The 25,592-nt window shown below is 57.4% G+C and carries 22 protein-coding genes and 1 tRNA gene; 12 read left to right on the top strand and 11 right to left on the bottom strand.

What is annotated here, in order from left to right; translation table 11 throughout:
• Positions 1-9 precede the first annotated feature (9 nt).
• From ACOTXF_RS04760 to ACOTXF_RS04750, 3 genes are all read left to right on the top strand, one after another.
• Positions 10-282, top strand: coding sequence for an oxidative damage protection protein (locus ACOTXF_RS04760; protein ID WP_008499765.1), 273 nt, complete (start codon positions 10-12; stop codon positions 280-282).
• A 124-nt stretch (positions 283-406) separates the two neighbouring features.
• Positions 407-1,483, top strand: a complete 1,077-nt coding sequence (gene mltC, locus ACOTXF_RS04755) for a membrane-bound lytic murein transglycosylase MltC (protein ID WP_021242082.1) — start codon at positions 407-409, stop codon at positions 1,481-1,483.
• Between the two features lie 218 nt (positions 1,484-1,701).
• On the top strand, positions 1,702-2,958 hold the full coding sequence (locus tag ACOTXF_RS04750; protein WP_008499767.1) for a nucleoside permease: 1,257 nt from the start codon (positions 1,702-1,704) through the stop codon (positions 2,956-2,958).
• Positions 2,959-3,037: 79 nt separating this feature from the next.
• Here ACOTXF_RS04750 and citG read toward each other — a convergent pair whose 3' ends face one another.
• The 8 genes from citG to ACOTXF_RS04710 are packed head-to-tail and all read right to left on the bottom strand — an operon-like array spanning position 3,038 to position 10,349.
• Positions 3,038-3,841, bottom strand: a complete 804-nt coding sequence (gene citG, locus ACOTXF_RS04745; RefSeq protein WP_047745966.1) for a triphosphoribosyl-dephospho-CoA synthase CitG — start codon at positions 3,839-3,841, stop codon at positions 3,038-3,040.
• Positions 3,819-4,358 carry a citrate lyase holo-[acyl-carrier protein] synthase gene (citX, locus tag ACOTXF_RS04740; protein WP_047745964.1) on the bottom strand — a complete coding sequence of 180 codons (540 nt, stop codon included), beginning with the start codon at positions 4,356-4,358 and terminating at the stop codon, positions 3,819-3,821. Before citX ends, citG begins: the two co-directional genes overlap by 23 nt.
• On the bottom strand, positions 4,355-5,878 hold the full coding sequence (citF, locus tag ACOTXF_RS04735) for a citrate lyase subunit alpha (protein WP_048963275.1): 1,524 nt from the start codon (positions 5,876-5,878) through the stop codon (positions 4,355-4,357). The genes citX and citF overlap by 4 nt, the downstream gene beginning before the upstream one ends.
• A gap of 10 nt (positions 5,879-5,888) precedes the next feature.
• Complete coding sequence (citE, locus tag ACOTXF_RS04730) at positions 5,889-6,764, bottom strand: citrate (pro-3S)-lyase subunit beta (RefSeq protein WP_032675481.1); 876 nt, start codon at positions 6,762-6,764, stop codon at positions 5,889-5,891.
• Positions 6,761-7,054: a citrate lyase acyl carrier protein gene (gene citD, locus ACOTXF_RS04725; protein ID WP_021242087.1), complete on the bottom strand. Its 294-nt coding sequence runs from the start codon at positions 7,052-7,054 to the stop codon at positions 6,761-6,763. The genes citE and citD overlap by 4 nt, the downstream gene beginning before the upstream one ends.
• A gap of 16 nt (positions 7,055-7,070) precedes the next feature.
• The gene (gene citC, locus ACOTXF_RS04720; RefSeq protein WP_047745959.1) at positions 7,071-8,093 is read right to left on the bottom strand and encodes a [citrate (pro-3S)-lyase] ligase; all 1,023 of its coding nucleotides are present in this window, start codon (positions 8,091-8,093) and stop codon (positions 7,071-7,073) included.
• A 13-nt stretch (positions 8,094-8,106) separates the two neighbouring features.
• Positions 8,107-8,970: a fumarylacetoacetate hydrolase family protein gene (locus ACOTXF_RS04715; RefSeq protein WP_021242089.1), complete on the bottom strand. Its 864-nt coding sequence runs from the start codon at positions 8,968-8,970 to the stop codon at positions 8,107-8,109.
• Positions 8,971-8,987: 17 nt separating this feature from the next.
• On the bottom strand, positions 8,988-10,349 hold the full coding sequence (locus ACOTXF_RS04710) for a 2-hydroxycarboxylate transporter family protein (RefSeq protein ID WP_021242090.1): 1,362 nt from the start codon (positions 10,347-10,349) through the stop codon (positions 8,988-8,990).
• 344 nt (positions 10,350-10,693) lie between these two features.
• On the opposite strand from ACOTXF_RS04710, the gene ACOTXF_RS04705 reads away from it, so the two are divergent.
• Together ACOTXF_RS04705 and ACOTXF_RS04700 are read left to right on the top strand one after the other, a co-directional pair.
• Complete coding sequence (locus tag ACOTXF_RS04705; protein WP_047745957.1) at positions 10,694-12,319, top strand: ATP-binding protein; 1,626 nt, start codon at positions 10,694-10,696, stop codon at positions 12,317-12,319.
• Entirely contained in the window at positions 12,309-13,001 is a 693-nt protein-coding gene (locus ACOTXF_RS04700; RefSeq protein WP_008499779.1) for a response regulator, read from the top strand. The genes ACOTXF_RS04705 and ACOTXF_RS04700 overlap by 11 nt, the downstream gene beginning before the upstream one ends.
• Positions 13,002-13,089: 88 nt before the next feature.
• Here the strand turns inward: ACOTXF_RS04700 and ACOTXF_RS04695 are convergent, their stop codons facing one another.
• The gene (locus ACOTXF_RS04695; RefSeq protein WP_047722613.1) at positions 13,090-15,225 is read right to left on the bottom strand and encodes an ornithine decarboxylase; all 2,136 of its coding nucleotides are present in this window, start codon (positions 15,223-15,225) and stop codon (positions 13,090-13,092) included.
• Between the two features lie 182 nt (positions 15,226-15,407).
• On the opposite strand from ACOTXF_RS04695, the gene ACOTXF_RS04690 reads away from it, so the two are divergent.
• From ACOTXF_RS04690 to ACOTXF_RS04680, 3 genes are all read left to right on the top strand, one after another.
• Complete coding sequence (locus tag ACOTXF_RS04690; RefSeq protein ID WP_008499781.1) at positions 15,408-16,121, top strand: DUF554 domain-containing protein; 714 nt, start codon at positions 15,408-15,410, stop codon at positions 16,119-16,121.
• Between the two features lie 95 nt (positions 16,122-16,216).
• Positions 16,217-16,292 (top strand) — tRNA-Phe (locus tag ACOTXF_RS04685).
• A 543-nt stretch (positions 16,293-16,835) separates the two neighbouring features.
• Entirely contained in the window at positions 16,836-17,654 is an 819-nt protein-coding gene (locus tag ACOTXF_RS04680; RefSeq protein WP_023326053.1) for a DUF4225 domain-containing protein, read from the top strand.
• Here the strand turns inward: ACOTXF_RS04680 and ACOTXF_RS04675 are convergent.
• Positions 17,632-17,958: a hypothetical protein gene (locus ACOTXF_RS04675; RefSeq protein WP_039265473.1), complete on the bottom strand. Its 327-nt coding sequence runs from the start codon at positions 17,956-17,958 to the stop codon at positions 17,632-17,634. The two genes, ACOTXF_RS04680 and ACOTXF_RS04675, sit on opposite strands and share 23 nt — an antisense overlap.
• Before the next feature lie 258 nt (positions 17,959-18,216).
• Positions 18,217-18,768 (bottom strand): LuxR C-terminal-related transcriptional regulator, encoded by a 552-nt coding sequence (locus ACOTXF_RS04670; protein WP_044597653.1) that lies wholly within the window; start codon positions 18,766-18,768, stop codon positions 18,217-18,219.
• A gap of 672 nt (positions 18,769-19,440) precedes the next feature.
• On the opposite strand from ACOTXF_RS04670, the gene pgaA reads away from it, so the two are divergent.
• The 4 genes from pgaA to pgaD are packed head-to-tail and all read left to right on the top strand — an operon-like array spanning position 19,441 to position 25,577.
• Positions 19,441-21,879, top strand: coding sequence for a poly-beta-1,6 N-acetyl-D-glucosamine export porin PgaA (gene pgaA / locus ACOTXF_RS04665; RefSeq protein ID WP_048963153.1), 2,439 nt, complete (start codon positions 19,441-19,443; stop codon positions 21,877-21,879).
• 2 nt (positions 21,880-21,881) lie between these two features.
• Positions 21,882-23,825 carry a poly-beta-1,6-N-acetyl-D-glucosamine N-deacetylase PgaB gene (gene pgaB, locus ACOTXF_RS04660; protein WP_232926842.1) on the top strand — a complete coding sequence of 648 codons (1,944 nt, stop codon included), beginning with the start codon at positions 21,882-21,884 and terminating at the stop codon, positions 23,823-23,825.
• Complete coding sequence (pgaC, locus tag ACOTXF_RS04655; protein ID WP_048963154.1) at positions 23,818-25,146, top strand: poly-beta-1,6-N-acetyl-D-glucosamine synthase; 1,329 nt, start codon at positions 23,818-23,820, stop codon at positions 25,144-25,146. The genes pgaB and pgaC overlap by 8 nt, the downstream gene beginning before the upstream one ends.
• Positions 25,146-25,577, top strand: a complete 432-nt coding sequence (gene pgaD / locus ACOTXF_RS04650; protein ID WP_008499789.1) for a poly-beta-1,6-N-acetyl-D-glucosamine biosynthesis protein PgaD — start codon at positions 25,146-25,148, stop codon at positions 25,575-25,577. The genes pgaC and pgaD overlap by 1 nt, the downstream gene beginning before the upstream one ends.
• Positions 25,578-25,592: the final 15 nt, after the last annotated feature.

Here is a 25,592-nt window from a genome sequence, read left to right as displayed (position 1 = left end):
GGAATGAGTATGGCCAGAACGATTTTTTGTACTTTCCTGCAGCGTGACGCTGAGGGCCAGGATTTCCAGCTTTATCCGGGCGAGCTGGGTAAACGCATCTACAATGAAATCTCCAAAGAAGCCTGGGGACAGTGGCAGAAAAAGCAGACCATGCTGATCAACGAGAAGAAACTCAGCATGATGAACCCGGAACACCGCAAGCTGCTGGAGCAGGAGATGGTGAGCTTCCTGTTCGAAGGTAAAGACGTGCACATCGAAGGCTATACGCCACCGGAAAAATAATATCGAGCGGCTGTTGCCGGGTGGCGCTACGCTTACCCGGCCTACAAAACCGTAGGCCCGTGCAAGCAAAGCGCCGCCGGGCAACAGCAACGACCAGGCAAACACAACACGCACTCCCGGAATGATGAAAAAACTTTTAGCGCTAGCCCTTGTTGCGCCGTTGCTGGTCTCGTGTTCGTCAAAAAAAGGCGATGATTACAACGAGGCCTGGATCAAGGACACCAACGGTTTTGACATTTTGATGGGGCAGTTTGCCCATAACATCGAGAATATATGGGGATTTAACGAAGTTCTTATTGCCGGACCTAAGGACTACGTTAAGTACACCGACGCCTATCTGACCCGTAGCCACATCAACTTTGATGAGGGGACGATCACGATTGAGACCATCGCAGGCACGGACCCTGCGGCACGGCTCCGTCAGGCGATTATCAAAACCCTGCTGATGGGTGACGATCCGGGCTCTATCGATCTCTACTCTGATGCCGACGATATTACCATCTCGAAAGAGCCGTTCCTGTACGGTCAGGTCGTCGATCAGACCGGCCAGCCGATCCGCTGGGAAGGTCGCGCCACGAAATTTGCCGACTACCTGCTGCAGACGCGCCTGAAGAGCCGCTCTAACGGTCTGAAGATTATCTACAGCGTCACCATCAACCTCGTCCCGAACCACCTCGACAAGCGTGCGCATAAGTACTTAGGCATGGTGCGTCAGGCCTCACGCAAGTACGGCGTGGATGAGTCGCTGATCCTGGCGATTATGCAGACCGAATCCTCGTTTAACCCGTATGCGGTAAGCCGTTCCGACGCCCTGGGGCTGATGCAGGTTGTACAGCACAGCGCCGGTAAAGACGTGTTCCGCGCGCAGGGCAAATCCGGCACGCCGAGCCGCAGCTATCTGTTCGACCCGCAGAGCAACATTGATACCGGCACGGCCTATCTGGCGATGCTGAACAATGTCTACCTCGGCGGCATCGACAACCCGACGTCGCGTCGCTATGCGGTGATCACCGCCTATAACGGCGGCGCGGGCAGCGTGCTGCGCGTCTTCTCAAATGACAAAGTGCAGGCCGCAAACATCATCAACAGCATGGCGCCAGGGGATGTCTACGCCACCCTGACCACCCGCCACCCGTCCGCGGAATCCCGTCGTTATCTGTATAAGGTGAATACGGCGCAGAAGAACTACCGTCGCCGGTGATCCGCACACCTTCTCCTGCAAGGAGAAGGTGTTCTGCTTCCCCCCACCCATACGAAAATGTTATTTGCATCACAATCCAAACTGCAAATTAATGTGGATTGCATTTTTTTGCGGGAGGTAACAAAACATATCGTTGCCAACTGATAGAATTGCATCAAATAACAACCCTGAATGTTTCTATAACAACATATCTCCCGCTCACTTGTGAGGAAAGTAACATGAACCTTAAGCTGCAGCTTAAAATATTGTCGTTTCTGCAGTTCTGCCTGTGGGGTAGCTGGCTGACTACACTCGGCTCCTATATGTTTGTGACGCTCAAGTTCGATGGTGCGTCAATCGGTGCCGTCTACAGCTCGCTCGGTATTGCGGCTGTCTTCATGCCAACGCTGCTGGGGATCGTGGCGGATAAATGGTTAAGCGCCAAATGGCTGTACATGCTTTGCCACCTGGTGGGCGCGGGGACGCTGTTTATGGCAGCCCAGGTGACCACGCCGGGGGCGATGTTCATGGTGATTCTGCTCAACTCGCTGGCCTATATGCCAACGCTTGGGCTGATCAACACCATCTCCTACTACCGCCTGAAGTCCGCGGATATGGATATCGTGACCGATTTCCCGCCAATCCGTATCTGGGGCACCATCGGCTTTATCATGGCGATGTGGGGCGTAAGCTTCGCGGGCTTCGAACTGAGCCATATGCAGCTCTATATCGGTGCGGCGCTCTCCGTATTGCTGGCGATCTTCACCCTGACGCTGCCAACCATTCCGGTGTCTAACCAGCAGAAAAACCAGAGCTGGAGCACCATGCTCGGCCTGGATGCCTTCGCGCTGTTCAAAAACAAACGCATGGCGATCTTCTTCATCTTCTCCATGCTGCTGGGCGCGGAGCTGCAGATCACCAACATGTTCGGCAACACCTTCCTGCACAGCTTCGATAACAACCCGCTGTTCTCCGGCAGCTTTATCGTTGAGCATGCGTCGGTGATGATGTCCATCTCTCAGATCTCTGAGACGCTGTTCATCCTGACCATCCCGTTCTTCCTGAGCCGCTACGGCATCAAGAACGTCATGCTGATCAGTATCGCGGCGTGGATGCTGCGCTTCGGTCTGTTCGCCTACGGCGACCCAAGCCCGTTCGGCACCGTGCTGCTGGTGCTGTCGATGATTGTTTACGGCTGCGCCTTCGACTTCTTCAACATCTCCGGCTCGGTGTTTGTGGAAAAAGAGGTTAAACCTGAAATCCGCGCCAGCGCGCAGGGTATGTTCCTGATGATGACCAACGGCTTCGGCTGTATTCTGGGCGGCGTGGTGAGCGGTAAAGTGGTTGAGATGTACACCACTAACGGCATCACCAACTGGCAGCCGGTGTGGCTGATCTTCGCGGCGTACTCGCTGGTGCTGTTCTTCGCGTTCATCGCGCTGTTCAAGTACAAGCACGTGCGTGAGCCGCACGGTGCGCAGCCAATAGCGCATTGATTGTTGTGCCCGGTGGCGCTGCGCTTACCGGGCCTACAAAACCAGACCGTAGGCCGGGTAAGGCGAAGCCGCCACCCGGCTATTTTATTGCAGAGAGCACCCACCCCACCGACAGCAAATCCGCGCTGCCGCCCGGGCTCAGGTTCCGTTCAATCAGTGCGTTATCCATTCTGCTCAACGCCTCGCGGTCCCAGCCGTTATCCAGCAGTTCCCGCGCGTAGCCCTGAACGTAGCGCAGCCCTTCCATGCCGCCGCGAGAAACCAGATTACTGTCCTGATTGACGGCCATCAGGCGCAACAGCAGGCCGTGAAGCGACAGTCCGTTCCACTGCGCCAGCGCCTTACGCGCCGTCGCAAAGCCGCTCTCCGCCTCACCGCGCGCGCCGGTTAAGCCGTACTGCTTAAACTGCCGCTCGCCCGCCGTCGCCTGTCCGCTGCGTGCGGCCAGCTCCCGCGACACCAGCCCGCGGCAGATGTTACTCACCTCACAGCAGAGGCTCTCTGCGGAGACATTTTTCACACGCCCGGCGGCGAAGCACAGTAACCCCAGGGCAAAAATGCCGCCCTTGTGGGTGTTCACTCCGTTCGTCGCGGCATACATCGCCTGCTCGCAGGCCAGCCCCATCGGGCGGAGAAGTCGTAGCTGTTCCCCAGCCGGTTTATCCGCATGCGCGCTGCCCAGCTCGGCAAAGCGCGAAAACCACGGCGTAATCGCCGCAATGCTGCGGACAAACAGCGCGTGGTCCATATCGCGATGGGAACCGTTGTTCAGCCTGTCCACCAGCCCCGGCTTGGGCGTCAGCTCCAGCTCCTGCCACAGCGCCGCTTCGGCAAGCGCGGGCACGTCAGCCGGGCGCGGTTTAGTCGCGAGCAAACCAGTCATCGATCGTCTTCTCCACGCGGGAAACCACCTGCTCAACGGGGTGATTGCGCGAACGGGAACAGGCATGCGCGGGCGCGTCGCAGATCAGACAGCGTCGGAGATTCGTCCCCAGCGACTGACGCCCGACGTGGCCGTGCTGAGGGCAAATCACGTCCAGATCCCACAGCCTGCCGAGCGGGTGCGTCTGCTCCAGTTCTGCACAGTGCGCCTTAATTTCCACCGCCGGATGGGCCACGCACCACAGGGCTTCGGGCCCGGTCGGGAGCCACAGCACCTGGCGGTCCAGCACCTGCCAGCGGTTTTCCCACAGCAGCTGGTCGCACATCTGCAGCGCCACGCCCATGGTATTGCGGTAGCGCAGGCTGTCCTTGATTTCCCCTGGCGTGACCAGCGTGAGGGAGATCACCGGTTGTTGATAGTGCTCAAGCATGTCAGCCTGGCGCGCTGCGCGGCGCTCTTTCGCCGCCAGCAGTTCGTCAAGGCTGACACCCGCCCGCACGGGTGTCGCTAAAGTCATACATCCTCCTTTACCTGTCGCACGGTGTCGATCACGCTGCCGTCGCGGTAGCGGATCACCCCGACGATTTTGTCGGTGAACTCAATCGGTTTCGGGACGCCGGTCAGGGAGATCGCTCGCTCGTACAGCGCGTTGATATCCACAACCTTCAGCCCGGCTTCCATGAGTCGTTCGCGGATCTCCGGGCGCGCCGGGTTGACCGCGATGCCGTGATCGGTAACCAGGACATCGATGCTCTCCCCCGGCGTAAGGCGCGTGGTAACGCGCTTCACCACCGTCGGAATGCGGCTGCGCAGCAGCGGCGCGACCACAATGGTCAGGTTCGCCGCGGCGGCCACGTCGCAGTGCCCGCCGGACGCGCCGCGCATCACGCCGTCTGAGCCGGTGATGACGTTGACGTTGAACTCGACGTCGATCTCCAGGGCGCTGAGGATCACCACGTCGAGCTGGTCGCAGCTTGCCGCCTTGCTGCCGGGGTTGGCGTAGACGTTGGTGGAGATCTCCACGTGGTTCGGGTTGCGCGCCAGCGAGGCCGCCGCCTGACCGTCAAAGCACTGGGTATCGAGCAGCTTTTCGATGAGCCCCTTCTCGTGCAGATCCACCAGGCTGCCGGTGATGCCGCCGAGCGCAAAGCGCGCCTTCACGCCGCTGCGCTCCATCTTCTCTTCCATAAAACGGGTGCAGGCCGTGGCCGCCGCGCCGGAGCCGGTCTGCATCGAGAAGCCCGGTTTAAAGTAGCCGGAATGCTCGATCACGTCCGCCGCATAGCGGGCAATCATCAGCTCGCGCGGGTTGCTGGTGACGCGCGCTGCGCCGACGCTGATTTTCGCCGGGTCGCCTACGCTCTCCACCTGCACGATGTAGTCCACCTGGTCCTGCACCAGGCTGGCGGGCATATTGGGGAACGGCACCAGCTCTTCGGTCAGCAGCACCACCTTACGGGCAAAGTGCGCGTCCACCATCGCATAGCCCAGGGAACCGCAGCACGATTTACCGTGCGTGCCGTTGGCGTTGCCAAACTCATCGCTGCACGGCACGCCGAGAAACGCCACGTCGATACTCAGCTCGCCGTCCTGGAGCAGCTTCACGCGCCCGCCGTGGGAGTGAATTTGCACCGGCTCGTCCATCAGCCCGTGGGAGATGGCGTCTGCCAGCCTGCCGCGCATGCCCGAGGTGTAAATCCGGGTGATGACGCCGCTTTCGATATGCTCGATCAGGGCGTCGTTACAGGTCATCAGCGAGCTGGAGGCCAGCGTCAGGTTTTTGAAGCCCATCCGCGCCAGCAGCGCCACGACGGTGTTGATCACCCGGTCGCCTTCGCGAAAAGCATGGTGGAAGGAGATGGTCATCCCGTCCTGCAGGCCGCTGCGCTTAACCGCCTCTTCAATGGAGGCGCAAAGCTTGCGGCCGTGCTTCGCGTCGCTGTCCGCCAGCCACGGCGTGGCGCTGTGGGCGGTATCAAACGGTTTTAAGTCCCGCAGATGGGGAAAATTCACGTGAAGAAGTTCAGTCTGATTCATTGTCTTATCCTTACCGACGCACGCCGGAGGCCGCCGCGCGCTCCAGCACCACCTGCGCGTGGTTAATAATCGGTGCATCCACCATTTTGCCGTTGAGCGACACCACGCCCAGGCCGTTACGCTCGCCCTCTTCTGCCGCCTCAATCACCCTTCTGGCGTGATCCACCTCTTCCTGCGTCGGGGCGTAGGCGTTGTGCAACAGGTCAATCTGGCGCGGGTTAATCAGCGATTTGCCGTTGAAGCCCATCTTGCGGATCAGATCGACCTCGCGCAGGAACCCGGCCTCGTCGTTAACGTCTGACCACACCACGTCGAAGGCGTCGATACCCGCCGCGCGGGCGGCGTGCAGCACGGCGCAGCGGGCGTAGAACAGCTCGGTGCCGTCGCCGCGCTCGGTCTGCATATCCATCACGTAGTCAAAGGCGGCCAGCGCAATGCCGATGAGGCGCGGAGAGCTGCGGGCAATCGCCACGGCGTTGATGACGCCAATGGCCGATTCAATCGCCGCCATCACGCGGGTGGAGCCGACCTCGCGGCCGCACGCCTGCTCGATGCGCTCGAGGTGGCCCTCCAGCTCGTAAATGTCGTCCGGGGTATCGGTTTTCGGCAGACGGATCACGTCCACGCCGGCCCGCACGGCGGCTTCCAGATCCAGCAGACCAAACGGCGTGTTCAGCGGGTTAATGCGCACCACGGTTTCGATATCCTGATACATCGGGTGCTGCAGCGCGTGGAACACCAGCATGCGCGCCGTATCCTTCTCGCGCAGGGCAACGGCGTCCTCAAGGTCAAACATGATAGAGTCGGGACGGTAGATAAAGGCGGTAGAGAGCATGGCGGCGTTAGCGCCTGGCAGGAACAGCATACTGCGGCGGAGTTTGCTCATTTCAGCGCCCCCCAGTTGATGGCCTGTTCATCGGCGGCACGCATCAGCGCGCTTTGCAGGCGGGCGCGGATCACACAGTCCAGCGCCCCTTTGTCTTCAATAATGATTAATCCCTGGTGCACGTTCATGGCGCGCAATGTGTCGTTGACCACCTGGCGAATGTGCTCGCCAAACTGCTTAATCACTTCGCTGTGGATGACGATCTCCAGCTCGCCGTGAGCGGGAGCAATTTTCACCATCAGGTCGCTGGACTCCTGCGTTCCGGCCAGCGCCTCCCTTACAATTTTCATGATAAATTCCTGGTAGTTAAGCGACTTCCGCACTCGCACGGTAATGCGTTTCGAGATGCGTGAAGGTGGAGTCCGGGACAATCTCCCGGATCCGGGAAAACTGCTGTGTCTTCAGTAAGCGGCGCACTTCGGACGCCGATATGGCGTTGCCGGTGGCCTTGATGCGCGGCATTTCTACCACCTCGATATGCGAGGCCAGCAGGTCGTGCAGCGTCTGGTTGTACTGGCGGGTGATGTCGCAGAACGGCTCCGAGCCGATGAAGCGGTGCGTGATGCCGAGCGCCGGGGCGATGAAGTCCCGGAAGATCAGCACGTCGATCTCGCTCCACGCCTGCTGCACCTTGCCGGTCTCCTTCAGGAAGTAGGCCGGAAACGTGGCGCGGGAGATGATGTACTGCGAGCCTTCATGCACCACCACGTTCGGCAGATGCGCCACGCCCGCCCGCACCATCTCCAGACGCGCGCTGAACGGGAAGAACGATGCGTCTTCACGCACCACGAACAGATGCAGGGCATCGCACCGCTGCGCCGCCTGCTCCACCAGATGGCGGTGGCCGAGGGTGAACGGATTGGCGTTCATCACGATGGCGCCAATCTTCTCCCCGCACTTGCGCTTCGCGCTCAGGGAACGGCAGTAGCGCGCGATCCCCTGCGGCGTGTTCTCCATCAGCACCGCGTTGTTCCCGCTCTGGGCAATCGGCCAGAATCCGCTGCGGGCAAAGCGCTCCCGGTTGCACGGCCGGGTGCAGAGGAAGAGGTGAAAATGGCCGCGCTCCAGCGCCGCATTTTCCACCTCTGCCAGAAGCCGCGCGCTGAGGTTCTCGCCGCGAAGCTGCTCGTTGACCGCCACGCACTTGATGACGTTGGCGGCAAGCCCTGCGCAACCCACCAGCTGCGGGCCGGACCAGGCTTCGACGAACAGCGTGATGTCGTTGTCCAGGCCAAGGCCGCTGTCTGCCAGCAGGTAGCGGATCTGGCTTAAGCGTTCCGGGTGTTTCGCCACCAGCGTGTGGCGAAAATCGATGGGTTGCGAATGCATGCTGCCGCCTTACCTAATGTGCTGCCGCAAGCCCGACGGCTGGCGCTTCCACGATCACGTTGCTGAGATGACCGATATGCTCGATCTCCACCTCAATGCGATCCCCCTCTTTCATAAACAGCGGCGGGTTACGCTTTTTACCCACCCCACCAGGGGATCCGGTGATGATCACATCGCCAGGACTTAAGCGGGTGAAGGTGCTGATGTACTCGATCAGCTCCGCCACCTTGTGGATCATGCTGCTGGTGTTGTCTTCCTGCACCATGCGGCCGTTCAGCCAGGTGCGGATTGCCAGTTGGTGCGGATCGGGGATCTCGTCCGCCGTCGCCATCCACGGGCCAAACGCGCCGGTTTTGCGCCAGTTTTTACCGGCGGTAAACCAGGTGTGCTGCCAGTCGCGGGCGGAGCCGTCCATGTAGCAGCTGTAGCCGGCCACGTGGCGCAGGGCGTCGTCGCGGCTGATGTTCTCCCCGCCTTTACCGATGATCACCGCCAGCTCGCCTTCGTAGTCGAATTCGCTGGAGTGGCGCGGCTTCAGCACCGGCTCGTTGTGGCCGGTCTGTGAGTCCGGGAAGCGGACAAACAGCGTTGGGGCCGGGTTGTGCTGGTCAAACTCCTTGCGCTTGTCGGCGTAGTTCATGCCCACGCAGAGGATTTTTTCCGGCTGCTCAATCACCGGTAAGAAGGTGATGGCGCTCATCGGCACGTCCACGGCATCGTTCAGGTAGCGGGTGGCCTGCGCCAGCCCGTTGCCCTGCAGCAGCGCCTTAAGGTCGCTGTAGCGGTCGCCCAGACGGCGGCCTAAATCAATCACGCCGTCGGCCTGGACGATGCCGTAGCTGCGTTTTCCCTGGTATAAAAAGCTTGCGAGTTTCATTGTTCTTTCCTGAAAACTTAAACGAGGAAGTTGCCCAGAATCAGCAGTGAGATGGAGACGTTAATCGCCCCGCCGATACGGGTAGCAATCTGGGCGAACGGCATCAGGCTCATGCGGTTGCCTGCGGTCAGGATCGCCACGTCGCCGGTACCGCCCTGGCCGCTCTGGCAGCAGGAGACGATGGCGACATCAATCGGGTGCATGCCAATCTTTTTGCCGACGAAGAACCCGGTCGCCACGAGCGCGGAGACGGTGCTGATAATCACCAGCAGGTTGGTCAGCGTGAAGGCGGCCACCAGTTCATGCCATGGGGTGATGGCCACGCCAACGGCAAAGAGAATCGGGTAGGTCACGGAGGTCTGGAAGAATTTGTACACCACCTGAGAGCCTTCCAGCAGGCGCGGAGAGGCGCCGTTGCAGAGCTTCACCAGCACCGCCATAAACAGCATGCCGACCGGCGCAGGCAGGCCAATCAGCTTGTGGCCGAGCATGCCCAGCATGTAGAGCAGCACCGCCAGCAGCGCGCCGGAGGCGATGGTGGTCACGTCCGCTTTGCCGGAGAACGCCGGTTGAGAAACGGTGGCATCGGCATTGGCGCGGTTAGGCATCAGCTGGCCTTCACCGGTCAGGTGCGGGTAGCGTTTACCCAGCTGGTTCAGGCAGCCGGAGATGATGATGGCAGTCAGACCGCCGAGCATGACCATCGGCAGCACGCGACCGAGCGCCACGCCCTGGTCCATATGCAGCAGGGTGGCATAGCCGATGGAAAGCGGGATTGCCCCTTCCCCGACGCCGCCCGCCATGATCGGCAGGATGATAAAGAAGAAGATCTGGAATGGCTCAAGACCCAGCGCCAGGCCGACGCCCATCCCCACCAGCATGCCGACGATTTCGCCGCACAGCATCGGGAAGAAGATGCGCAGGAAGCCCTGAATCAGCACCGTGCGGTTCATGCTCATGATGCTGCCGACAATAATGCAGCAGATATAGAGGTAGAGAATGTTGGTGGATTTGTAGAACTTGGTGGTGGACTCGACCACCACATCCGGCAGCAGGCCATAATAGACCAGCGCGGAAGGGATAAAGGTGGCGCAAATCGCCGCCGCGCCGAGCTTGCCGACAATCGGCAGGCGTTTGCCAAACTCACCGCAGGCAAAGCCGAAGAAGGCCAGCGTCGCCACCATCACCACGATATCGCTCGGCAGTTTTCCGCCCAGGCAATCAATGGCGATCAGCGCGCCCGCCAGAACGAACAGCGGCAGAGGAATAATCCCGATTTTCCAGGTATCCATAATATGCCACCAGCGCTCTTTTAGTGAAGGCCGCTGAATTTCAATCGGGTCGTGGGTAACAGAGAAAGAATCGTCAGTTGTGCTCATAATAAGCCCCTTGGTTATTTTGTGCGTTCAGCTTAGAGTCACAAAGGCTTACTTTATGTGAGGAATGGCATATTAAAAGCGAAGTTTTAATGGCAGCTATGGTTTTAATGGTTTCTTTTATTTAATGTGATTTACGCCTTATTTATGGCCGTGGTTTTTATGGTTTCTTTTCTGAATTGAACAAACAAATAACATTTATTCGTGCAGCCAGGGGCCACCCGTCTTTGGGATAACGCTTTTACAACGCCCGCTGTGCAAGGGATCACAAGTTTTCGGCAAAGCGGACGTCCGCGCGAAAAAAGATGATATATTGGCGTTCTTTGTCGCTACCTTGCGTGAGAGTTATGAAAGTCTCTTTCCAGATAAAGCTGTTTATTTCGCTGGTTGCCTTTTTCTCAGTGCTTTTTGCGTTACTGGGCGGATATTATTATGCCGATGTCGGGAAACAGCTTTATCAGGAAATGAGTACGCGCGCCAAAATACAGGCTGAAGAGATTGCGCTTATTCCAACATTGCGACATGAAGTTGAACAAAAGAATATCGCCGCCATCCATGATTTTATGCAGAAGATTTCTGCGCACAGTGACGCCAGCTTTATTGTGATTGGTGATAATAAGGGCCAGCATCTTTTTCACTCCGTCTTCGCCGACAGAGTGGGCACCACGCTGGTAGGCGGTGACAACGAAGCCGTATTGCAGGGTAAAAGCACCACCACCATCCGCAAAGGCGGGTTGGGCATTTCGCTGCGCAGTAAGGCCCCCATCTTCAACGCTGCCGGACAGGTGGTCGGCATTGTTTCGGTCGGCTATCTCACCAGCTACCTGGACACCATTACCGTCAGTAAAGTGGTCAATATCCTGATTGCCGCGGTGCTGCTGCTGATTGCTCTCTTTATCTTCTCCTGGTTCTTTACCCGCAGTATTAAGAAGCAGATCTTCTCCCTCGAGCCGCGCGAGATCGGCCTGCTGGTGCGCCAGCAGAAGGCGTTGATGGAGTCTATTTATGAAGGCGTAATTGCCATTGACGATCAAAGGCGGATTGAAGTCATCAACCAGGCGGCGCGCAAGCTGCTGGGGCTGAGCCAGCCGGCCCGTGAGCTTCGCGGGCAGCTGATAAGCCAGGTGATCGATCCGGTCCCGTTCTTCGACACGCAGACGATGCTGGCGAAAGATACCCATGATGAGATTTGCCGTTTTAACGATCTCACGGTGATTGCCAGCCGGGTCCACATCATGCTTGAGGGGTCGCTGCAGGGCTGGGTGATCACCTTCCGCGATCGCAACGAGATCGACTCGCTGAGCGCCCAGCTCAGCCAGGTCAAACGCTACGTCGATAACCTTCGCATCATGCGTCATGAGCAGTTAAACCGGATGACCACCCTCTCCGGTCTGCTGCATATGGGCCGCTATGAGGAGGCGATTGGCTACATTCAGGCTCAGTCTGAACACGCTCAGGAGCTGCTGGACTTTATCTCTTCGCGCTTCAGCTCCCCGACCCTGTGCGGCCTGCTGCTGGGGAAAGCCGCCCGCGCGCGGGAGAAAGGGGTCGAGCTGAGTTTCGACCCGGCCTGTCGGCTGGACAAGCCGTTCCTGCCGCTGGGGGAACAAGAGCTGATTTCGATTATTGGCAACCTGCTGGATAACGCTATCGAAGCGACGCAGCGGTCGCCGCTTCCCCACGCGCCGGTGGAGGTGCTGATAAAGCTCAGCGACCAGGAGCTGATTATTGAAGTGGCCGACCAGGGCGTTGGCATCAAGCCGGAGATCCGTGACCGGATCTTTGAGCGCGGCATCACCACCAAAACGCGCGGCGATCATGGGATTGGTCTGTATCTGATCGAAAGCTACGTCACACAGGCTGGCGGCGCGATAGAAGTTGCCGATAATATCCCGCGCGGCGCCATTTTCTCCCTGTTTATCCCGTCCACGGGAACCGCCCGGCAACTGGAAGACACCGACTATGCAACATGAACTTATCGACGTACTGATTGTTGAAGACGAGAACGAGCTGGCGCAACTGCACGCGGAGCTGATAAGCAAGCATCCGCGTCTGAGGCTGGTGGGCATTGCCTCGTCGCTGGCTGCGGCCCAGGCAGAGCTTGCAAGCAAACAGCCGCAGCTGGTGCTGCTGGATAACTATCTGCCCGACGGCAAAGGGATCTCGCTGATCAATAACCCCATGCTGGCCCGCGCCAACTGCTCGGTCATTTTTATTACTGCCGCCAGCGATATGGACACCTGCAGCCAGGCGATCCGCAACGGCGCGTTCGACTACATCCTCAAACCCGTCTCCTGGAAGCGGCTCAGCCAGTCGCTGGAGCGGTTTGTGCAGTTTGCCGAACAGCAGCGCGTCTGGAAGATTGTCGACCAGCAGAACGTCGATTCGCTCTATCAGCTTCAGGCGAAAAACTACCGCCAGGACAACGGCAGCAAGGGCATTGAGGAAAATACCCTGGCGCGGGTGCAGTCGCTGTTTAACGACAAGGCAACGCACTGCTTTACCGTGGATGAGGTGGTGAGCGAGACGGGACTGAGTAAAACCACCACCCGTCGCTATCTGGAGCACTGCGTGGAGACGGGGTTTCTCAGCGTGGAGATGCTGTACGGCAAGATTGGGCACCCGAGGAGGATGTACCGGCGCGCAGAAGCCTGAAGCGATATTGTAGGCCCGGTAAGCTTGCGCCACCGGGCAAATCGCCGGGTAGCGCTGACGCTTACCCGGCCTACGTTCGGGGAAGAGTCTACTTCAACACATATCCATACAGCCGCTTAATCCCGTCGGCATCCTTCTCGCTGTACACGCCCTGCAGCTCCGGCGAAAAGCCCGGCAGCAGGTTGATGCCCTCCTCCAGCGCCAGGAAGTAACGCTGTACCGCCCCGCCCCAGACTTCACCCGGCACCACGCACAGCACGCCCGGCGGATAGGGCAGCGCCCCTTCGGCAGCAATCCGCCCTTCGGCATCCCGTATGCGAACCAGCTCCACGTTCCCGCGAATATACGCCTGATTGGCATCCTGCGGGTTCATCAGCACCTCAGGCAGGCTCTCCTTGCGGAACATCGCCTTCTGCAAATCCTTCACGTCGAAGCTGACGTAGAGATCGTGCATCTCCTGACACAGCTGGCGAAGGGTATAATCCCGGTAGCGCACCGGGTATTTCTGGAAGATCGTCGGCAGCACGTCGGCCAGCGGGGTGTCGTCTTCAATATGCTGTTCAAACTGCCCCAGCATTGCCACCAGCTGAGCCAGCTTGTCGCTGCTTTCGGCAGGCGTCAGCAGGAACAGGATCGAGTTAAGGTCGCATTTTTCCGGCACAATGCCGTTTTCACGCAGGTAGTGCGCCAGAATCGTCGCCGGGATCCCGAAATCGGTGTACTCCCCGGTTTCGGCATCAATGCCCGGCGTGGTCAGCAGCAGCTTGCACGGGTCAACAAAGTACTGCTCGCTCGCATAGCCCTCAAATCCGTGCCATTTGGCCCCCGGCTCGAAGCTGAAGAAGCGCAGCTCGCTGGCAATGGCGTGCGTCGGATGATCCTGCCACGGCCGCCCCGCCACCACCGGTGGGATAAACGGCTTGATCATATGGCAGTTGGCAATGATGGCCTTGCGCGCCTCAATGCCCAGCTCCACACACTCGGCCCACAGCCTGCGCCCGCTTTCCCCTTCGTGGATTTTCGCATTGACATCCAGCGCCGCGAACAGCGGGTAAAACGGGCTGGTGGAGGCATGCAGCATAAAGGCGTTGTTCAGCCGCTTGTGCGGGCAGAAACGCGCCTGGCCGCGAATGTGGTTATCCTTTTTATGGATCTGCGACGTTTGCGAGAACCCGGCCTGCTGTTTGTGCACCGACTGGGTCACAAAGATGCCCGGATCGTTCTCGTTCAGTTCCAGCAAGAGCGGGGACGTTTCCGCCATCATCGGAATAAACTGCTCGTAGCCTACCCAGGCGGAGTCAAAGAGAATGTAGTCGCACAGATGGCCGATCTTGTCGATCACCTGACGGGCGTTGTAGATCGTCCCGTCGTAGGTGCCAAGCTGAATGATCGCCAGGCGGAAGGGACGCGGCTCGTCGGCTTTCTCCGGCGCCGCCTCGCGGATCAGGTCCCGCAGATACGCGTCGTCAAAGCAGTGGTCGTCAATCCCGCCAATAAAGCCAAACGGGTTACGTGCGGCCTCAAGGTACACCGGCGTGGCGCCCGCCTGGATCAGCGCCCCGTGGTGGTTAGATTTATGGTTGTTGCGGTCAAACAGCACCAGATCGCCGCGGGTGAGCAGCGCGTTAGTTACCACCTTGTTGGCCGCCGACGTCCCGTTCAGCACGAAGTACGTTTTATCCGCGTTGAACACTTTAGCCGCGAATTTTTGCGCATGCTTGGCGGACCCTTCGTGGATCAGCAGATCGCCCAGCTTCACGTCGGCATTGCACATGTCGGCGCGAAATACGTTCTCACCGAAGAAATCATAGAACTGCCGCCCTGCCGGGTGTTTTTTGAAAAAGGCGCCGTGCTGGTGGCCCGGACAGGCGAAAGTGCTGTTGCCCATCTCCACATACTGACTCAGGGTGTCAAAAAAGGGCGGCAGCAGGTTCTCTTCGTAACGGCTGGCAGCAGTTTCCAGCTCCAGGAACTCCTGAGCTTTACCCGAGATGACCGCGGTGGCGCCGTCAGGCACCTCCGTTGGCTCCTGCGAGAAAATAAACACCGGTAAATGAAAGCCCGTGCGTTTCAGCAAGGCAAGGATGCCGCTGCGACTCTCTGTCGTCGTCATGACGACGGCTGCCACATCGGTGAAATCCGTGCTGTCCAGCGTCACCTTTTCGCGATGCGTAGACACCGTTGAGAGCAGCTCGCGGCTGACGGCGATTTTCATGGTTTTCATAAGCGCAATTACCCTCACCGAACGGTGAGACAGGAAGGAGAAAATTCGCGCAATAATGTCACCTTTTATTTTGAGGTGCAAGAAGGAATCAGTATGCACTTATATCACCCAAAGCTAAGGCCCGCGCAGCGCTGACGTGCCATAATAATGCAATATCAATGATTAAATAACAGGAGTTAAGCGTGGTTATCGGGCCATTTATCAACGCAGGAGCCGTATTGCTGGGCGGCGTACTCGGCGCAGTGCTGAGCCAGCGGCTGCCGGAGCGTATCCGCTCATCCATGCCCTCGATATTCGGTCTGGCTTCGTTAGGGATCGGTATTCTGTTAGTGGTCAAATGCGCCAACCTGCCGGTGATGGTGTTGGCCACCCTGCTCGGCGCGCTGATTGGCGAGTTTTGCTATCTGGAAAAAGGCATCAATAATGCGGTAGGCAAAGCCAAAAACCTGATAGCCCGACCGGGCAAGGCGAAGCACGGCACGCACGAGACGTTTATTCAGAACTATGTCGCCATCATTATTCTGTTTTGCGCCAGCGGCACCGGGATTTTCGGTTCGATGCAGGAAGGGATGACGGGCGATCCGAGCATTTTGATTGCAAAAGCGTTTCTGGATTTCTTCACCGCCACTATTTTTGCCACCACGCTCGGCATTGCCGTCGCGGCGATTTGCGTGCCGATGCTGCTTATCCAGCTGGCACTGGCTACCTGCGCCACGTTAATTCTCCCGCTCACTACGCCGGCGATGATGGCAGACTTTACCGCCGTCGGCGGCCTGCTGCTGCTGGCAACAGGGCTGCGCATCTGCGGGATCAAGATGTTTGCCGTGGTGAACATGCTGCCCGCGCTGCTGCTCGCCATGCCGCTCTCCGCGCTTTGGACGCACTTTTTCGCTTAAGGATGCGGCGAAATGGTGAGAGATTGCGCAGTCCGTAACGAAAACAACATTTTTCGTTGACGACACCGGGCAGATCGGGTTTAATGCGCCCCGTTGCCCGGATAGCTCAGTCGGTAGAGCAGGGGATTGAAAATCCCCGTGTCCTTGGTTCGATTCCGAGTCCGGGCACCACTATTTAAAGAACCCGCCCTCGTGGCGGGTTTTTGCTTTCTGAGTCAACAACTTGTTGGTTTATCAGTAGTTACCACTCTTATCTTTCCTCCGGCCCCGCTTCCCGGTGGTACAAAATGGGCATTATGATAAAGCCTACCAAAGACCGAAACGGCACCTACTATACAGTGGACACATGCCGGATTGCCCAGGGCCTCCGAAAACATCCAGTCGTGCTGCACATCCGACCTGATTGATGGTGAAATTCCCGACAAAAACGGCTGGCTTTCCGCTGGTGTTGCCCTTTCCCTACTACAGCGGCCACTCAAGCGAGAACGGGCTTCTCATTGATGCCATTGAGCAAAAATCTGGCCTGATACTTTCGGTGATGCCCGGTGAAAGCCGTCTAGTAGGCCGAGGTGTGTAGCTGCAAAAAGCGACTTCTGCTTCAGACCCCGTAACCACATTGCTACTATATTGTGCATACGTTGGCACGCATGGCAGTCAGAGGGAGCCGTTTATCAGTCTAAACAGACGCCGGTAAAGCAATTGAGAGGAATTACAATGGATGCAGCATTGCTTAACATGATGCAATCAGGTGGAAGAAATAAAGCCTGGGCGGAAACGATGGTGAATATGGAAGCCAGGAAACTGGTAAATACAGCCAACACTCTGTCGGCTTTTCATCTCAGCGATGGTCTGACTCGAATGAAGTTCATTCAGGAAATTCGGGACCTCATAGAACAACAGTTTACGCTAGCTCGTCAGGCTAAATCAGATAAAGAATGCATGGACTGCGTTAAAATACTTCGAGAAGAAAACTATAACCTCCTGGAACAAGCTCGTTTATTACGAACGAAGGCAGCGAAGCTTTACGCGAAAGTCGAGTTCATCCGAGAGAATAACAAAATTGTTGGGTATGTTATCTCGGCAGTTAGTGTTGTCCTGGCCGGTGCTGAAATAGCCGCAGGATTTACACTGATTGGCACGATGACCCCTCTCGGAGTTCTTGCTGGTGCGATTCTGGTTACTGACGGGGCAAACAGCATCAGTAAAGAAGTGGCTCGCTACGCAACGAACAACACTACCAGTGAAGGGCTGGTCGCGAATGCCGCGATGTCTACAGCTGAGTTTATGGGCTTTAGTCGTGAGAATGGTTTAGGTGTCTACAAATCAATCTCACTGGCCGCTAATGCGTATACCATTTTTGGCTTGTTACGGCGACCTGGTACCTGGCGACTGTTTCGTTATCTACCCACAGACTATTACCGAAAGGTGAGCACATTGAGCCGCCCGCAGCTTACAATGAAAATAGCAGGTTACGGCGTGAAAGCTAAGATTATTTTTGATCTGTTGTCCGTCAGCGACCCGTCTCAGAATTAGTCAGCATTTTACGGTAACGCCAGGATTTGTAGCCAAGTTTTGCTGGCGTTATATACCAGATAAAAGGTAGTACAATCAATAACGTGAGCGCAAGTGTCAGACTTGTATCCCTGGATGCAAGTAAAAGAGTTAAAGCCAGTATGATAAAGGCAATAATAGTTATCCACTTCATTGCCTTAAAACGATTGGCCAGATCATGAGTTACGCTATCAAACGAACCACCGTAATTCTCGATATTGTTTTTTAGCTTTTGAAGATCTCGTTTACTAAAACCTGATTTTAAAAGTGCTTCTTCGCTGGTCATTCTACTAACCATCCCATAACTCACTGAAACATGTGACGAAGTTTAACTGAATTTGACGGATAAATCGCTACCTGTCGATATTTGTCAAATTTATATTTATATCAAATAGTTGAAGATATCTTACAGTGGCGGTGACCAGACTCTTCAATCGTGTCCATGACAACGTCCTTGTGTCGTTTTGAGCCAGAGTAAATCCAAACCCAAGGCCAGGAAGTTGTCCTTATCCAGCGTTCTCAAACCTCTGAATACCGCCCGCAATTATGCTTTTGATCTCTCCCCAACCCAGGGATCGTTCCCACCTGCGCCCAGCAGTTTGTTTTTGAAGATAAACAAACACGCCTCGTTGAAGTTCTCCGCCCCCAGCCGTTCCGAGAGCGCCATTCGTTTGCGATAGAGACTTTTCACCGACGTATTCAGCTCGCCTGCAATCTCCTCCATTGACATCCCTGCTCTCAGCAACCGCAACATGATCGTTTCATGCGTGCTCAGCCGTAAATTCAGCAGCCACTTCGTGGTCAGGCGACGGCCCTTCATATTGAGCACCAGGTTAAACAGCGAGGCCATGTCCGGCGCCGTCAGCGACGTGTTCATAAACAGCTTCATACTGAGCAGATTCTCCTCGCGATGGCGCATATCAAGCATAACGCAGCAAATCGTTTTTTTCGTTCTGGCCGGATGGCGTATCAGGTAATCATATAAACGGAGCGGCGCACGACTATCAATCAATACAGAATATTCATCTGCACCGTTATCAAATATGTTTCTGTCAATCGAATCGAGCAGGATAATATCCGGAAAAAATATCCGCATCCCCCTGACAAGGTAGCGATCCTGAGTCACTAACACTATTGAAGTTGCCACTAACCATCCCTTTTAGATTAAAGCAAGAACGATCCTGCGAAAAGAAGACCGCCTTCGTTTTATAGCGCTGTTATATTAACGATAGATGTATTCTGGCTTTGGACATCCCTCAATACACACATTGATGAGTAAGACTTCCTGTAGACTATCATTCAATGTCTGTCTTTAATTATAAATAAAAAACAATCGCAGAAAAGTCACTTCTCTAAACATTAAGAATTTTTGTCATGAAACTTCCCAAACATGCACCAGAAAGTACTTTAATTGAGGCTAACAAGCGTCATTAAAAATATATACAAAACTGTCACAATAAAAATAAAATCATTATATTTCAATGAATTACAATTAATCACTCAATTCAAAATAAACACAAAAAACTGCTCATTACAGAATTATCTCAAAACGACACAGCCGCTTTTCAGCATATTTATCGGGCAACATATCGGGTGTACATTACCTCCCATCCAGTCCACTAAGATGAGGCGCCATAATTACCTTTAAGTAAGTACCCCTTAACGTTACTGCATTCAGATTTAATGTTCTCATTTATGGCCTTTAACGCAGAGTTAAAAGGCAGCCGTGTTATGCAATGGATTCATGATAAACAAATGGCAAATAGATATGGAAAGATCGCTTCGCTTCAGTACATTATTCTTTTATCGCACCCCAACATTATTGTTTCTGTTATTACTCTTTCCTGTTCTGGTTCAGGCGACGGAATCCGTTTATGAGCAACAGATTCAACAGGCGCGTAACGGTAATTACACGTCGTTTCTCGATTATCTTCAGCGTTATCAGCAGCAGCATGCCCTGACGCCTGAGCACGTTGCGGACTGGTTACAGGTGGCTGCCTGGGCAGGTCATGATGACGAGGTTATTCAGGTCTGGCAGCGCTACAGCATTTATATGCCGCTGCCCGCCCGCGGCGTTGCGGCTGTCGCGCAGGCCAGACGAAATCAGAAAGCGTGGGAGCCCGCTCTGGCGCTCTGGAAAGAAGCGCGCAGCCTTGCGCCGGATAACGACGATTATCGTATCGGCTACATCAAAACCCTGGCCGATGCCCGTAAAGATACGCTTGCCCTTCAGGAGGCCCGACGGCTGGTGGCGGAGGCCCCCTCGCAGGCGCATCTTCAGACGCTGGCATACGTCTGGCTACGCCAGGGAAAAAGCTGGGATCGGCTTTTAGCCGACACGCGCGCGCTGTATATCGCGCCAGAAAATCACGCGCTTCTCCGCGAGCGGGTCGACGCGCTAACGGATAACCGGGTCAATACCCCCGCGCTCCTGCTTTCACAAAAGGTGGCGCTAGCCCCCGCGGAGCGTCGTCGTCTTGAGCTGAATGCCGCCGCCGAAAGCGTTCGCCTTGCAGACGTGCCTGGCAGAACAGAAAAGGAGCGCCTGCAGCTTGCGCAATCCGCGCTGAATCGTTACGACGCGCTGCTGTCTCGCTGGCAGAGCGAGCCGCTGGCCGCGGAAGACGTCGTGCTTGCGCGTATCGACCGGCTCGGCGCGCTGTATGCCCATGCCGATTACCCACAGGTCATCAGCGAATATCAGGATCTGACGGCAGCCCGTCATCCGGTGCCGGGCTGGGCAATCGGCTGGGTGATCTCCGCATATCTGCAGGAGAAAAACGCTGCCGCCGCCTTCGCGCTTCTGCAACGCTATCCGCAGTACGCATCCGATCCGCAGGACGAGGAGCACGCGCTTTTCTACGCCTGGCTGGATACGGGAGAGTATACGTCCGCCCGCCGGTATGCAGAGCGCCACACCCGCAACGTTCCCTGGACCCGTTACGATTTCGGTTCCCCGACCCCTCAGCCGAACGATCGGTGGCTTACCGGTCAGTCGCTCCGTTTTAACTATTTGCTGGCGACGAATGCCCTGCCGGAAGCCGAAAAGCTGGCGCGACGTCTGGCGACAACGGCACCGGGCAATCAGGGTTTGCAGATTGACTACGCTACCCTGCTGCAGGCGCGAGGTCTGCCGCGCGCGGCCGAGCAAACGCTGAAAATGGCGGAGGCGCTGGAGCCCTCGAATCTGGAGCTTGAGCAGCAGCAGGCTTACGTCGCCATGGATCTGCAGGAGTGGCGGCAGATGGATTTACTGGCCGACGACGTCGTTGCCCGCGCGCCGCGCGATCGCAGCGCAAGGCGTCTGGACAGGCTCCGCACCGTCCACCATATGTCCGAGCTGCGCCTCAACGCGAGCAAGGGTTTGCACTCCGATAACCCTGTCAGTGGGACGCACGACCTCAACTGGGACGCCACGCTCTATGGCCCGCCCGTAGCGGATAACTGGCGGCTGTTTGCCGGCACCCGCTATGCAGAGGGCAATTTCGATGAAGGCAAAGGCACCAGCCGTCACCTGTTGGGCGGCATCGAATGGCGGCCACGCGATCTCCAGCTCGAAGCCGAGCTCTCAAGCAACCGCTATCACGGCGCGAACAAGCCGGGCGCTCGCCTCTCAACGACGTACAGCCTCACCGATAGCTGGCAGGTCAGCGGCAGCCTTGAGCGCCTGTCGCGCAACACGCCCCTGCGGGCGTTACGCAACGGGATCAGCGCCAACCGGGGGGAAGGCGGCGTGCGCTGGTATCAAAACGAGCGCCGTGAGTATCAGTTCAGCGCCGCCCTCAGCCGCTTCTCGGACCATAACCGCCGACAGGAATACACCCTCACGGGCAAGGAGCGTCTCTGGCAGACCCCATCCCTGACGCTGGATCTCGAGCCGGGGATCGCTGCCAGCAAAAACAGCCTGCAGGACACCCTCTATTACAACCCGGCGCGGGATCTCTCCGTGACGGCCGCCCTGGCCGTTGACCATGAGATGTATCGCCATTACGACACCCTCTGGAGCCAGCAGTTCGTGGCGGGAGGCGGCCGCTACTGGCAGAAAAATCAGTCTGCTGGTGCCATCGCTCTGCTGGGTTACGGACAACGCGTTCAGTGGAACAACGTCATGGATACCGGCGTGATGCTGAACTGGGACAAGCGCCCTTACGACGGCAAACGCGAGAGCAACCTCTCCGTCACGTTTGATGCGACTTTACGCTTTTAAGGATGATGATAATGAACACACGTTTTTCCGCGAGCCTGATACTCATCGGCTGGCTCTGCCTCAGCGCGAGCGTCTGCGCGCAGGCACTCTCGTTTATTGCGCCCAGCGCACGGCCGCAGCTGGAGGCGAGTAAACCCTGGCCGCAGAACCAGTTTCTGGTGCTGGACTACCACGACGTCGAAGACGATGCCGCCGATCAGCGCTACCTCTCCGTGCGCACCAGCGCGCTAAACGAGCAGATAAGCTGGCTGCTGCACAACGGTTATCACGTCATCAGCGTGCAGGACATTCTGGATGCCCATGACGGAAAAAAAACGCTGCCGCCCAAAGCCGTTCTGCTCAGCTTTGACGACGGCTACAGCAGCTTTTACACCCGCGTCTGGCCACTGCTTCAGGCGTGGAACGTCCCTGCGCTCTGGGCGCCGGTGGGCAGCTGGGTGGATACGCCGGAAAATCAAAAAGTTAACTTCGGCGGCCTGATGACGCCACGCGATCGCTTCGCGACGTGGGACATGGTGCGCGAGCTCAGCCGGTCTCCGCTGATTGAGATCGGATCGCATACCTGGGCCTCGCATTACGGCATTCCGGCTAACCCGCAGGGCAGCCGCGAACCGGCCATCGCCAACCGCTTTTATGATAAAGCGACGGGCCGCTATGAAACCGATCGGCAGTTCAACCAGCGGATCGGCGATGACGTTCGCAAAGTGACTGAAAAAATCACGCAGGTGACGGGCAAGGCGCCGCGCGCCTGGGTCTGGCCCTACGGTGCCGCCAACGGCACGTCGCTCGCCATCGCCAGACAGCAGGGTTATGAGCTGGCCTTTACCCTTGAGGACGGGCTGGGAAACGTGCAGGAGCTGGGCAACATCCCCCGGCTGCTGATCGCCGGCAATCCCTCGCTCAAGGCGTTTGCCAGTACGGTCAGCCAGGTTCAGGAGCACGAACCCGTGCGCGTCATGCACGTCGATCTCGACTACGTTTACGATCCCAATCCAGCCCAGCAGACGCAAAATATCAACAGGCTGATCCAGCGGGTCTACGACATGAAAATCAGCCATGTTTTCCTGCAGGCGTTTGCCGACCCGCAGGGCGACGGCAGGATCAGGGCGCTCTATTTCCCCAACCGCCAGCTGCCGGTCCGGGCCGATCTCTTTAATTTTGTCTCCTGGCAGCTGCAAACCCGCGCGGGCGTGAAAGTCTTCGCGTGGATGCCGGTGCTCTCGTTCGATCTCGATCCTGCCCTGCCGCGCGTGCAGCGTCGGGACCGCTCATCAGGCCAGCTGTGCGAAGCCACCGATCCCTATATCCGGCTCTCCCCGTGGGACCCGCAGGTGCGCCAGCAGGTGACGGACATCTATGAAGATCTGGCCCGCTATGCCAGCTTCAACGGGATCTTATTCCATGACGATGCGGTGCTGACGGACGTGGACGATGGCCCTCAGAGCACAACACGTCAGAAAAGCCAGACGCTTATCGGGTTTACCCACGCCCTGAGCCTCGCGGTGAAGCACATCCGCGGCCCGCAGATAAAAACCGCGCGCAACATGTTCGCCTTGCCCATTCTGCAGCCCGAAAGCGAAGCGTGGTTCGCGCAGAATCTTGACGATTTTCTGGCGGAGTATGACTGGACGGTGCCGATGGCCATGCCGCTGATGGAGTCCGTCCCGGCAGACGAGAGCGATGCCTGGCTGACGCGTCTGGTTAACGCGGTCGCCGCGCGCCCCGGCGCGCTCGATAAAACCATTTTCGAGCTGCAGGCCAGGGACTGGGATCGGAAACCGCAGCGCGCCGTCTCCGACAGCCAGCTGGCACAGTGGATGCGCGTGCTCCAGCTGAACGGCGTCAAAAACTACGGCTACTACCCCGACAACTTCATCAACAACCAACCTGATATCTCACGCATCAGGCCTGTATTTTCTTCGTACTGGTACCCTGACAATGACTGATCGCATTATCGCCTTTTCCATTTTATGTCTGGTATTTGGGTTGCCGTTAGGCGTGGCCGCCCTCTTTACCGGCGAGCTGATTCTGGATTTTGTGTTCTTCTGGCCGCTGTTCATGTCCGTGCTCTGGATAACAGGCGGGCTCTATTTCTGGTTTCAGCTTGAACGCCACTGGTCGTGGGATAAAGAGACGCCCGCCCCGACGCTCGCCGGTGAGCCGCTCATCTCCATTCTTATCCCCTGCTTCAACGAGGGACGAAATGCCCGGGAGACCATCAGCGCCGCGCTGGATCAGCGGTATGAAAATATCGAAGTTATCGCCATCAACGACGGCTCGTCTGACAACACCGCGCAGGTGCTGCAGGCGCTGGCGCAGGAGCAGCCGCGCCTGCGGGTGATTAATCTTGCGGAAAACCAGGGGAAAGCGCTGGCGCTCAAAGCCGGGGCAGCGGCGGCCCGGGGCGATCTGCTGGTCTGCATTGACGGCGACGCCCTGCTCGACCGCGATACGGCAGCGTATCTGGTGGCCCCGCTGATTCAGTATCCCCACGTCGGGGCGGTCACCGGGAATCCGCGTATCCGCACGCGCTCCACGCTGATTGGCCGCATTCAGGTGGGCGAGTTCTCATCGATTATCGGGCTCATCAAGCGGACGCAGCGGATCTATGGCCGGGTCTTTACCGTCTCCGGCGTCATCGCCGCCTTTCGCCGACAGGCGCTGGCGGACGTCGGGTACTGGAGCCCGGACATGATCACCGAAGACATCGACATCAGCTGGAAGCTGCAGCTGCGCCACTGGGATATCTTTTTCGAGCCGCGGGCGCTGTGCTGGATCCTGATGCCGGAGACGCTGAAGGGCCTGTGGAAACAGCGTCTGCGCTGGGCCCAGGGCGGTGCGGAGGTGTTCCTGGTCAACCTTCGCAGGATTGTGCGCTGGGAGCATCACCGCATGTGGCCCCTGTTTCTCGAATACGCCCTGTCAACGCTGTGGGCCTTCGCCTACGCCATGACGGTGCTGTTATTTATCCTCAGCCATATCACGCCGATTCCCGCCAGGCTGACCGTGGAGAGCCTCTTTCCACCGGAGTTTACCGGGCTGCTGCTGGGCGTGATGTGCCTGCTGCAGTTCCTGGTCAGCCTGTTCATCGAGCGGCGCTATGAACGGCAGGTGGCCAGCTCGCTTTTCTGGGTGATCTGGTTCCCGATGGTGTACTGGATGATCGGCCTGTTCACCACCCTCGTCGCGTTTCCAAAAGTCATGCTTAAACGCCAGCGCGCCCGCGCGCGTTGGATCAGTCCGGACCGGGGAAAAGGACGCATTTAATGAACGAAAATACCTTAATTCTGACCGAACATCGGCTGTTGCCACGTCTTTTCGATGCCGCGTTAACGCTGGTGGCGTGGGGAGGCTTTCTGTTTTTCCTGTATGCCCGGCTCTGGATGCAGCTCACCGAGGAGAGCGACCACCGCTGGAGCGTGATTATTGCGTCCTTTAATACGGTGTTGCTCTACCTGCTGTTCGCCGCGCTCAACGGCTGGCTGCTGATTTTGTGGTATCAGTACAATCGCCGTCGGGCCCACGCGAGGCGGCGTCAGCCTGGCTATTTTCACCAGGAGGAGCTGGCCCGCAGCTTTAATGTCTCACCGCAGATCATCTCTGAGATGAGCCAGTACAACCTGCTGACGGTCTATCATGACCAGATTGGCCGCATCATCGATCTGAAGATCAACGGGCAGGAAGAGGAAGAACAGTAACAAAAAGCCCCCGCA

This window comes from Enterobacter cloacae complex sp. IR53041, assembly GCF_049238285.1.
Taxonomy (GTDB): Bacteria; Pseudomonadota; Gammaproteobacteria; order Enterobacterales; family Enterobacteriaceae; genus Enterobacter; species Enterobacter roggenkampii.
This window is presented reverse-complemented; position numbering and strand designations above follow the sequence as displayed.

Coding starts and splice junctions, on each gene's coding strand:
- pgaD (WP_008499789.1), top strand. CDS start 25,146: ATGAACGAAAATACCTTAATTCTGACCGAACATCGGCTGTTGCCACGT.
- ACOTXF_RS04695 (WP_047722613.1), bottom strand. CDS start 15,225: ATGAAAACCATGAAAATCGCCGTCAGCCGCGAGCTGCTCTCAACGGTG.
- citG (WP_047745966.1), bottom strand. CDS start 3,841: ATGACTGGTTTGCTCGCGACTAAACCGCGCCCGGCTGACGTGCCCGCG.
- citD (WP_021242087.1), bottom strand. CDS start 7,054: ATGAAAATTGTAAGGGAGGCGCTGGCCGGAACGCAGGAGTCCAGCGAC.
- ACOTXF_RS04760 (WP_008499765.1), top strand. CDS start 10: ATGGCCAGAACGATTTTTTGTACTTTCCTGCAGCGTGACGCTGAGGGC.
- ACOTXF_RS04675 (WP_039265473.1), bottom strand. CDS start 17,958: ATGACCAGCGAAGAAGCACTTTTAAAATCAGGTTTTAGTAAACGAGAT.
- mltC (WP_021242082.1), top strand. CDS start 407: ATGAAAAAACTTTTAGCGCTAGCCCTTGTTGCGCCGTTGCTGGTCTCG.
- ACOTXF_RS04750 (WP_008499767.1), top strand. CDS start 1,702: ATGAACCTTAAGCTGCAGCTTAAAATATTGTCGTTTCTGCAGTTCTGC.
- citE (WP_032675481.1), bottom strand. CDS start 6,764: ATGAGCAAACTCCGCCGCAGTATGCTGTTCCTGCCAGGCGCTAACGCC.
- citX (WP_047745964.1), bottom strand. CDS start 4,358: ATGACTTTAGCGACACCCGTGCGGGCGGGTGTCAGCCTTGACGAACTG.
- ACOTXF_RS04715 (WP_021242089.1), bottom strand. CDS start 8,970: ATGAAACTCGCAAGCTTTTTATACCAGGGAAAACGCAGCTACGGCATC.
- pgaA (WP_048963153.1), top strand. CDS start 19,441: ATGGAAAGATCGCTTCGCTTCAGTACATTATTCTTTTATCGCACCCCA.
- ACOTXF_RS04710 (WP_021242090.1), bottom strand. CDS start 10,349: ATGAGCACAACTGACGATTCTTTCTCTGTTACCCACGACCCGATTGAA.
- ACOTXF_RS04705 (WP_047745957.1), top strand. CDS start 10,694: ATGAAAGTCTCTTTCCAGATAAAGCTGTTTATTTCGCTGGTTGCCTTT.
- citC (WP_047745959.1), bottom strand. CDS start 8,093: ATGCATTCGCAACCCATCGATTTTCGCCACACGCTGGTGGCGAAACAC.
- ACOTXF_RS04700 (WP_008499779.1), top strand. CDS start 12,309: ATGCAACATGAACTTATCGACGTACTGATTGTTGAAGACGAGAACGAG.
- ACOTXF_RS04670 (WP_044597653.1), bottom strand. CDS start 18,768: ATGCGGATATTTTTTCCGGATATTATCCTGCTCGATTCGATTGACAGA.
- citF (WP_048963275.1), bottom strand. CDS start 5,878: ATGAATCAGACTGAACTTCTTCACGTGAATTTTCCCCATCTGCGGGAC.
- pgaC (WP_048963154.1), top strand. CDS start 23,818: ATGACTGATCGCATTATCGCCTTTTCCATTTTATGTCTGGTATTTGGG.
- pgaB (WP_232926842.1), top strand. CDS start 21,882: ATGATGATAATGAACACACGTTTTTCCGCGAGCCTGATACTCATCGGC.
- ACOTXF_RS04680 (WP_023326053.1), top strand. CDS start 16,836: ATGGATGCAGCATTGCTTAACATGATGCAATCAGGTGGAAGAAATAAA.